The organism is Acetobacterium sp. (assembly GCF_030652775.1).
In the GTDB taxonomy this organism is placed as follows: Bacteria; Bacillota; Clostridia; order Eubacteriales; family Eubacteriaceae; genus Acetobacterium.
In genome coordinates this window covers 73184-80153 of sequence record NZ_JAUSPS010000074.1, presented here as the reverse complement: position 1 = coordinate 80153, position 6970 = coordinate 73184, and the positions used below count along the sequence as shown (strand labels likewise).

Genomic DNA, 6970 nt, shown 5'->3' with positions numbered 1-6970 from the left:
GCAGCAGCGCCTGTGCATTGAATAAAATTTTGTCCGACTATGGCTCTTGAGATACTGACCATTAAAACCAATTGTAGATAACACACTCTGCTTAAATAAGACGCCTCAGTTAAATTTTTTTAACTGAGGCGTCTTATTCTATGATCAGGGTATCAACCAAATCCGTTTAATTCAATAGTCGCTATTAATCATAAATATTCTTACTGAAATAGCGGTCGCCGCGATCCGGGAAAATGGTGACAATATTTCCACTCTCAATTTTTTCAGCCAGTTTGAGTGCTCCGTATAAGGCTGCTCCGGAAGAAGTCCCCGCAATGATCCCTTCTTTGCTGGCTAATAATTTGGCCAGTTTAAAAGCATTTTCATCATCCACCTTAATCACCTCATCCACCAGTTTCATATCCATTGTCCCGGCAATAAAATCATTCCCAATGCCTTCAATATCATAACACCCGGATGCTCCACCTCCCATAATTGAACCTTCTGGGTCGGCTAAAATACCTTTTATGTTGGGGTTTCGCTCTTTTAAATAACGCAGAACCCCACTATAAGTTCCACCGCTGCCAGCGCCTGCTACCACATAATCGATTTTTCCATCTAAATCAGCATAAATTTCCGGGCCGGTCGTTTGATAATGAACAGCTGGGTTTGAGGGATTATCAAACTGCTGCAGTGAGATGGAATTGGGAATGGTTTTTAGTAACTCCTGGGCTTTCGCCGTTGCCCCCAGCATCCCCAATTCTCTAGGGGTATTGACAATTTCTCCGCCATAGGCCCGCATCAGGGTTTGTTTTTCAATGGAGAATTTTGTCGGCACCACAAAGATAACCCGGTATCCCCGGTTAATCGCGGCCAGCGCCACACCGAGACCGGTATTTCCGGCCGTCCCTTCGATAATCGTCCCGCCCGGTTTCAATAAACCTGATTTTTCAGCATCTTCTATCATTGAAATGCCAATGCGATCTTTGACACTACCGCCGGGATTCCAGAGTTCCAGCTTGGCGAAAATGTTCACCTGATCTTTGACCTGAAACTGATTGAGTTTAATCATCGGCGTATTGCCAATCAATTCTCTGATATCATTATAATAAGCCATCTTATGCCTCTAAACTCTTTTCAAACGCTTGTTCTAAATCCGCTAAGATATCATTTTTATCTTCAATCCCCACCGAAATGCGGATCAGATTTTCAACGATTCCGACCTTTTGTCGTATTTCATAGGGGATCGACGCATGAGTCATACTGGATGGATGACAAATCAGTGACTCTACCCCACCCAAACTTTCTGCCAGAGTAATCAGCTCCAGGGATTCCACAAATTTATTAAGATCATATTGTTCATCCAGCTCGAAAGAGAACATCCCCCCGGGACCGTCTGCCTGACGTCTATTGATCTCGTAGCCCTGACTGTCCGGCAAGCCGGGATAATAAATCGCTTTGACCCCGGGATTACTTTTAAGTGCCTCGGTAATAAATGTTGTATTTTCAATGTGACGATCCATTCGAACCCCCAGCGTTTTAATCCCCCGGATTAACAGGAATGAATCAAAGGGCTGTAATACGCCGCCGGTGGCGTTCTGAATAAACCAGAGTCGTTCTGCCAGCTCCTTGCTGTTGACAACCGCCAAACCGGCAATCAGATCGCTATGTCCGCCCAGGTATTTTGTGGCACTGTGAACGACAATATCAACTCCCAGTGAAATGGGTCTTTGGAGGTATGGCGTCATAAAGGTATTGTCAACAATACTTAAAACCCCATGTTTTCTGGCAATCTCTGCCACCGCCTTAATATCGGTAATGGTCAGAATCGGATTGGCCGGGCTTTCGATAAAAATAGCCTTCACATCTTCTGTCAGACTGTCCTCCAGAAGCTTGAGATCTGACGTTTCAACAATTTCATAGGTTAGGCCAAAGTTATTGAAGACCTTGTCAAGCACCCGAAAGGTACCGCCATAGACATTGCTGGAGATGATTACCTTGTCCCCGGTTTTAAAAAGACTGAGAACCGCAGTGGTCGCTGCCATACCAGAAGCAAAGGCAAACCCGGCGATCCCGCCTTCCAATTCGTTAATCAATGCTTCCAGGGCTTCCCGGGTCGGATTGCCAGATCGGGAATACTCATAGCCCCGGTCTTTACCCAGGCCATCCTGTTTATAAGTGGAGGTCTGAAAAATGGGAACATTCACTGCTCCGGTTTTTTCATCCCCATCAATACCACCGTGAATCAACTGTGAATTTAAATTGCTGTACTTACTCATGCTATACTCCTTTAAAATCTATATTATTTCATTAACATCAAAATGATGTGCCGTGTGAATCATCGTCTGGACATTTGCCAATTTTGTTTTGGGAGCAATATCACAACCCGGTATTAAAATGAAACCAGGTGTACCACCCGCCCTGATGCAGGCCAGCGATTCGGCCTCAATTTCAGCGGTCGTCCCTTCCAGTAAAACGCTGATGGGATCTAATTGACCGCCGAAAGCGACCTTACCCGAGAGCGTTTCTCGGGCAGTATTCAAATCAACCTTGTAGTCCATTGAAAAGAGATTTGTCTCCGATTCTGTAATTGAATCCAGAATCTTGGTTGTGTTTCCGCAAATGTGTAACGATTTAGTTTTAATCCGATCGGCAATTGACCGGTTGGCAGATTTAATGTGTGGAAAGGACAACTCTTTAAACAGCTTGGCTGAAATGACATCCCCTGATGAAAGGGGCTCTGCCTGATTGACCATTTCGACTCCGGCATCTATGAACAAATTCCAATATTTTAAAAGGAGTCTCTCCGTAAATTCCATGATATGATTAAGTCCGGGCTTGTCCCGAATCGCTATTTTCATCATGTTATCCATTCCCAATAGCTGCCCTGCCATCGTGAATGCGCCCCATTGACTGACTGCAACAAGATACTCTGAGCCGATTCGTTTTGTCACAAGACTTGCGGTTTTTAAAAGATTGGCGATCTCACGAGAGTTTTCCAGGTCGTCAACTCTCAGCCGATCGACATCCTCTGGTCGTGTGATCAGCGGTTCATCCACGGTTGAGGCCTCACCCAACAGATTAAAGGTACATTTCCCACCAATCGCTTTTACAACGACATTGCTGCAATCCGCACCGACCCAGACGACATCTGAATCCACTTTTCTGTTATCACCTATGATGATTTCGGCAATCTTTTCCGGGGCATCTTCCAGGACATTCTGAAGGGTTAATCCATTGCGATAATCAGTCCAAACCCCGCTTGAAAGAATCATAACCGGAAATCTGGGGGTTTTTTTAAGTGCAATTCCCGAAAGTATTATTTCTTTATTTGTCAAGAACTCAACTCCTTTAAATTAATACTTAAATTTAATATCTTATCAGCCCGAAAAGAAAACATCTGCTGCTTCTTGCCGCTAACAGCAGATGTCTTTCTAAGTATCCAGATTATTTTAAGGGGACCGTTACTATAGTGCTTTTTCCAGGGCTTGTTCGATATCGTAAATCAAATCATCAACATCCTCAACCCCAATTGATAAACGAATCACATCCGGAGCAAATCCAACCGCCGCCTGTTCTTCAGGACTTAACTGCTGGTGAGTAGTGGATGCCGGATGAATAACAAGGGATTTCGCATCGGCAACATTCGCCAATAGTGAGAAAATTTCCAGGCTGTCAATGAACTTTTTGGCCTGATCAATCGTACCATCAATGGAAAATGTAAAGATGGAACCGGCTCCCAATGGCAGATATTTTTGACCCAGCTCGTAATACTTATTGGACTTGAGTCCAGGATAATTTACTTTTTTGACCTTGGGATGATTTTCAAGGAATCCCACAATTTTTTTGGTGTTATCAACGTGCTTTTGCACTCTTAAGGATAAAGACTCCAGCCCCTGCAAAAACAGGAAGGAATTAAATGGCGATAATGAGGCTCCGGTATCTCTTAACAATTGGGCACGAATCTTTACCGCATAGGCAATCGGTCCTAAATCAGAAAATGTTATACCATTGTAGCTTTTGTCCGGTGTGGTGAAATCCGGGAATTTTCCGCTGGTCCAGTCAAAGTTACCACCATCAACAATAATTCCACCGATGGATGTTCCGTGACCGCCGATGAACTTGGTCGCAGAATGCACAACCACGTTAGCACCATGTTCCAGTGGTTTGAATAAATATGGGGTTGCAAAGGTATTATCAACGATTAAAGGAATTTTATTTTCAGCCGCGATTTTACCGACTGCATCAAAATCAATGACGTTAATGCCGGGATTTCCGAGGGTTTCAATAAACAATGCTTTGGTTTTATCAGTGATGGCTTTTCTGAAATTTTCCGGATCATCAGGATCGACAAAGATTGTATTGATGCCAAACTTAGGCAGTGTTTCAGCAAAAAGATGATAGGTTCCACCATAAAGGGTACTGGCCGAGACAATTTCATCTCCTGCCCAGGCTACGTTTTGAATGGTGTAGGTAATGGCTGCTGCACCGGATGCTGTGGCCAGACCCGCTGATCCACCTTCTAAAGCAGCTACCCGCTGCTCAGATGCATCAGTCGTTGGGTTAGTCAAACGACTGTAGATATTACCAGCGTCCGTTAATGCAAAGCGACCTTCTGCCTGAGCAGTGTCTTTAAATACATATGAAGTTGACTGATAAATAGGAACAGCTCTTGCTCCGGTTACTGGGTCTGGGGTCTGTCCTGCATGGACCTGTAAAGTATCGAATCCTAATTTTCTTTCGCTCACGTTTGTCAACCTCTCTTTTCTTTCTAAAATTTTTTTTACTTTGATTTGTTAAATTTTTTAGTAATTTTTTTCATTATTTTTGAATATTCTTTTAAGAAAACTTTCATTTTACATACTCAATGATGATCTCATTTTTCATTATATCCAATTGCTACTTAGGGTGTTGACAAATGCAATATCTCATTATGCCTAACAATAGTACTGATATTCCGTTCTACTACAACACATGCAAAAGTGTATCTCATCTGAAATGTATAATCGATTTTTCAACATATTCTTAACCTCCCAAAACAACATTGCATATATTTCCTATATGTTTTATATAATTAATATAATACCTGATCATTATTTATTTGTCAATATCTTTTTATGCATTTTTTGTTCTTATATAAAAAGCACAAAACAAGCAGTTCTCTGCTTTGAATTCAGGCCGATACAGCAACCATCACTCTAACCGGTCTGCAAAGTAGATCTCCAGCTGTGAGTGAATCTTGCCCCGTCCCTACAGCTCTGGGACCATTTCAAAATTATCGTTATACCGTCCGATTTCGCTATGCCGTTTTCTTATGCTTGTCGAAAGACAGGCAGTCAACAAAAATCCGATCAAAATTTTCGCCATTAGACAATTCAATGACATCAATCTCGTTGACCAGGCTTTCCATCTCATCGCGATATTTCTGATTGAGTAAAAAAGCCAGTCCTCCGGATTTTGAAGTATTGCCAACAAAGTCAATTTTGCCTTCGAATTCTTTTGGTAGCAGTCCAATATTTATCAGGCTCTTGGCCCGCAGATGAAAGCCGAAAGAACCAGCAATTTGAATCTCGTCAACATCCTCGGGCCGTAGTTCTTTGGCATCCATTAAAAACTCAATGCCTGCCCGTACCGCTCCCTTTGCCAACTGTACCTGCCGGATATCTTTTTGCGAGAGGTAAACCCCACTGGCAACCTCAAAGGCTATCTTCCCATCGATTTTCACCAGTCTGTTTCTGAGGTTCTGTTTCAAATCAACGTTGTCCGGAGCTGCCAGTCTACCCCGTTTGTCGATAACCTTATGGACCACCAGTTCCCCCACAATGTCCAACAGACCGCTACCACAGATCCCAATGGCTTCGCCATCTTCAATGGTCCGGATTTCAATCTCGCCGTGATCGTCAATTTCAAAATACTCAATTGCGCCTTTTTCGGCCCGCATTCCATAAGAAATATTCATTCCCTCAAATGCTGGTCCGGCGGCGGTGGAAGTCGCAGTTAATGCGCCATGATCAGACAAGACCATTTCACCATTGGTGCCAATATCGACAAATAAAGTAACCTGTTGTTTATCCTGAAGACGGGTTGCCAAAACACCGGAGGTGATATCCGGTCCCACAAAGGAAGAAATAATTGGCGGCAGATAAATTGAGCCCAGTGTGGAAATATCCAGGAGGTGTTCTTTGTAACTTAAGCTACTTCCCCCAGTGATAGCTGGAGTATAGGGGTATTTACCCAGTGAATAAGGATTCACGTTAGCAGCCAGATGAATCATACAGGTATTCCCACTGAAAATCACTTCATAAATATGCTTTTGTAAAACACCAGTATGGCTGGCTGCTTTTTCAATCAGCTTGTTCAATTCCTTAATAATCATTGAGTACATCGAATCCAGCCCTTTTTCATCAGAGGCAAATTTAATCCGCGATAAAACATCCTGGGCATGCAGGCTTTGGGGGTTTAGTGCTGAGACGGAGTGCTGTTCTTCACCGGTGTTAATATTGACTAGTGTTGCCACCAACGTGGTGGTTCCGATATCAACGACTACGCCATAATTCTGGGCTGCTGTATCCCCTTCTTCCTCACCTAAAATCTGGCCGCCGGCAGTTACAATAGTCTTGCCATTGCCGGTATATTCTTTTTTAATAAAACTATTGACGTCAATATCAAAGCTCTGACCATGGTTTAATATTTGTAGTGTTTTGTTACGGTTTTTAGCAACGGCCTTAACATCGACATGACCAGTCAACTTAGTCTGACATGAAAGCACAAATCCCTGTTCTTTTTCCTCTTCTGGTAGTTGGTGTTTTCCGTATTCTTCCACATTTTTCAGACTCGCTGCGGAAATTTTGACCTTGCATTTTCCGCAAACACCTTCTGAATTACAGGGTGATTCAATAACAATCCCCAACTCTTGGGCGGCTGCTAAAATCGTCGTGCCTTTTCCCACCAAAATAGCTTTGTTTTCGCCGATAAAATTTACTTTTACCAT

At 43.1% G+C, this 6970-nt stretch carries 5 protein-coding genes; all 5 read right to left on the bottom strand.

What is annotated here, in order from left to right:
- Positions 1-184: 184 nt before the first annotated feature.
- The gene (locus Q7J41_RS13610) at positions 185-1096 is read right to left on the bottom strand and encodes a PLP-dependent cysteine synthase family protein (RefSeq protein WP_304888983.1); all 912 of its coding nucleotides are present in this window, start codon (positions 1094-1096) and stop codon (positions 185-187) included.
- A gap of 1 nt (position 1097) precedes the next feature.
- Positions 1098-2258, bottom strand: a complete 1161-nt coding sequence (locus tag Q7J41_RS13605) for a PLP-dependent aspartate aminotransferase family protein (RefSeq protein ID WP_304888982.1) — start codon at positions 2256-2258, stop codon at positions 1098-1100.
- An 18-nt stretch (positions 2259-2276) separates the two neighbouring features.
- A complete protein-coding gene (locus tag Q7J41_RS13600; RefSeq protein ID WP_304888981.1) occupies positions 2277-3317 on the bottom strand; it encodes a uroporphyrinogen decarboxylase family protein in 1041 nt (346 codons plus the stop codon).
- Between the two features lie 129 nt (positions 3318-3446).
- Entirely contained in the window at positions 3447-4727 is a 1281-nt protein-coding gene (locus tag Q7J41_RS13595; protein ID WP_304888980.1) for an O-acetylhomoserine aminocarboxypropyltransferase/cysteine synthase family protein, read from the bottom strand.
- Between the two features lie 551 nt (positions 4728-5278).
- A complete protein-coding gene (locus Q7J41_RS13590) occupies positions 5279-6970 on the bottom strand; it encodes an ASKHA domain-containing protein (protein ID WP_304888979.1) in 1692 nt (563 codons plus the stop codon).